We start from the raw sequence: 2,471 nt of genomic DNA, 5'->3' as shown, positions 1-2,471 counted from the left end.
GAGTAGCCTTTAAATTTATTTGTTGAGGTTAATTAAAGTGAAAGGGAGCGAATGCTCCCTCTATATTGTATTTTATTTAAAACGCGTAACTTACACTAAAGCGCGTTGTACGAGGCATAATGTAACGACCATTTGGTGCATCAGCATTACGTGGATCGCCTTCTGTAATGCCTTGCTCATCCGTTAAGTTATCTATTGCTACTTGAAGCTTGATGCCTTCCATTGGTTCTAATATTAAACCTAAATCAACTTTTTCGTAGCCATCGAGTGTTACAGTGTTTTCGTTATTGCCAAAGCGATCATCAACCGCTGAAAGTGTACCGTATAAAGTTGCATACATACCTTGTAGCTCAAAATCGTAACTTGGCGTTATACGTACTTGCCATTTTGGTTGGCGCTGCGACTGGTTACCATCGTTTGTTGGGCTCTCTGTAATTTCAGCATCTTGTAATGTCGTATTTAAATTAACAGAAAAACCAGAATCATGATTAAAGTTGTAATCAAGCTCTATACCGTATGCTTCGTTTGTTAAAATTTCTGCTGGTACGCCAGGTCGTCTTACAAATGTGTCGCCTTTAACTTCATTTACAAATACGGTTGCATAAAAGTCGGTTGATTCAGTAATTAACTTATAGCCAAGCTCGCCTTGAGTTATTTCTTTAATAAGCTTTTCGCCGCCTTCGTAAGCATCAAAGTTATCTCTAAAGTCATCAAAGTAAGGCATTTTATAACCACGGTTAACACGGGCAAACACACCCATATCATCATTAATTGAATAGTTTAACCCTGTAGTCCACGATGTTTTACTTTCATCATAGCTAACGGTTTTAGTAATAATACCGTCAAGGCCCTCATCTACACTGTATTCTACTTCGTGGTTTTCTTGACGTACGCCAACATCAAGTGTAAACGCATCAGCAAATTTGTATTCACCGGTGACATAAAACGCGTTAGTGCGCGCATCACCTGTTGAGCTTATGTCGTAGTTAAAATCACAACCATCGGTGTTTTGATTACATTCAATCCCAGCCAATGCTTCGCCACCTGATTCAAGTACATGGTATGCAGTGTTACCTAAGCTCCACCAATCTTTTGCTGAAGTACTTGCAGTGTAATATCCAAAGGTTGTTGATAGGTCGCCAAATTTTTTCGAAAAAGCTAAATCATTAGTAAATGAGCTGATTTCTTTAAGTACTACCCATCGACCAAGTTGTTGGACTGGGGTATCGCTTGCGTATTCAGTGTTTGTAACTGCTCCAAATGCAGTTTGGCCGTTATCAGCAACTGCTCCAACCGTTGTTGCTGAGCCACTAGGTACTAAACCGTAGGTATTTGCATCGCCTTTGGTAATGTTAAAGCGATCTGAAAAATGCCAACCACCTTTTAGCTCTAGCTTAATACTACCGCCCGAAACATGGCCGTCCCATCCTCGGCCATCACCTAGGTCAATATCAAGTGCTTGTGCATCGGGGCCTGTAAATATTGTTGCTTGACGATTTAGCGTACCAAGTTGCGTATATTCTGCGTCAATACCATCAACATTAAGGGGTGTTGGTAAGTACCATGCACCGTGATCGTCTGTTTGGCGGGTATAAAAGTTAAGCTCACCGTTGTCTAAATCTTTAGTAATGTTGATTGTAAATTGGCTACCCTTTTCAGAAGTAAAGCCCGCATCACGAATACCCGGTGAGCTTTTTACGTAACCGCCAACCATAAAGTATAAATCGTCAGTAATTTCACCACTCATCACAGCATCAACTCGCTGTAAGTCGTAATCAGAAGTTGTGTATTTAAATAAGCCTTCTGTTTCTTCGCCACCACGTTTTAATCTAAAATTGGTTGTTAATCCTGGTTGTCCGTTAGATAAAACAGGATTAGGTCCACCACGCAGGGCTTCTACTGTCTCAATGGTTTCATCAATACGAAACATTGATGAGTTCTCTAAAAATGACAATGTTGAAGCAGGATAAATAGGTGAGCCTTCAATACTGAGTGTTAAAAATGGGGCATCACCACCACCAGGAAAACCACGAACAAATACATTAGCGCCCGATTCACCACCTGAGCTTTCTACCCAAACACCAGGTATTGCTTTAAACAAGTCAGCGGTGCTTTTTGGAGACAGTTTAATAATTTGTTCACTATCGATATTAGTTACCGCATAGCTGGCATCTATCTTTCTAACTCCAACACCCGTAGGTGTTCCCGATACCACAATGCGCTCAACTTTCTGGTTTTCTTGTGTTTGCTCTGCTGCAAATGCGCATTGAGTGCTAAGCGCTAAAGTAATTGCACACGCTAATGTGCTTTTTGCTTTATTGATTTTCATGTGTGTGATCCCGTTTTTAGTGTATTAAACAGTGTATTTCTGCAGCCTTTTTACTAAAAATCATTGTAAATAGGCTGTGTATATTGAAACCTTAGAGATAAATGCAAACGTTTGCAATATTTATTTGTAAATTATTTATGAA

1 protein-coding gene is annotated in these 2,471 nt (G+C 39.9%); it reads right to left on the bottom strand.

Going from position 1 to position 2,471, the window contains the following annotated elements:
* Positions 1-76: 76 nt before the first annotated feature.
* Positions 77-2,329 carry a TonB-dependent receptor gene (locus H5072_RS16830; protein WP_182694191.1) on the bottom strand — a complete coding sequence of 751 codons (2,253 nt, stop codon included), beginning with the start codon at positions 2,327-2,329 and terminating at the stop codon, positions 77-79.
* Positions 2,330-2,471 lie beyond the last annotated feature (142 nt).

The sequence above is a fragment of the Pseudoalteromonas sp. SR45-5 genome, from assembly GCF_014163565.1.
GTDB classification, from domain to species: domain Bacteria; phylum Pseudomonadota; class Gammaproteobacteria; order Enterobacterales; family Alteromonadaceae; genus Pseudoalteromonas; species Pseudoalteromonas distincta.
The sequence above is the reverse complement of the archived record's forward strand: the minus strand, read 5'-3'. Positions and strand labels throughout refer to the sequence as shown.

Coding starts and splice junctions, on each gene's coding strand:
- H5072_RS16830 (WP_182694191.1), bottom strand. CDS start 2,329: ATGAAAATCAATAAAGCAAAAAGCACATTAGCGTGTGCAATTACTTTA.